Origin of the sequence: Arthrobacter sp. B2a2-09 (genome assembly GCF_027587375.1) — a bacterium.
Classification (GTDB): domain Bacteria; phylum Actinomycetota; class Actinomycetes; order Actinomycetales; family Micrococcaceae; genus Arthrobacter.
On sequence record NZ_JAMXIC010000129.1, the window covers coordinates 1 to 248 of the forward strand.

At 65.3% G+C, this 248-nt stretch carries 1 protein-coding gene; it reads right to left on the minus strand.

Annotated elements, in window-relative coordinates:
- Positions 1-248, minus strand: a 248-nt coding sequence (locus tag NFJ07_RS25845; RefSeq protein WP_269998952.1) for an NAD(P)-binding domain-containing protein, incomplete at both ends; no start/stop codon positions are given.

The window sequence follows — 248 nt, forward strand, 5'->3', positions numbered from 1 at the left end:
GCGGAGATCTTTTCGAGCAGCGGACCCAAAGCGTCGTAGGACTCCCTGGAACCACCGGGCATGATCGAGGGGCCGTTGAGCGCGCCCTCTTCACCGCCGGAAACACCGACGCCCACGAAGTGCAGATCCTTCTCGGCCAGCGCGGATTCGCGACGGCGGGTGTCCTCGTAATGCGAGTTGCCGGCGTCGATCACGATGTCGCCGGGCTCCAGCAAGGGAACGAGCTGGTCGATGACGGCGTCAACCGG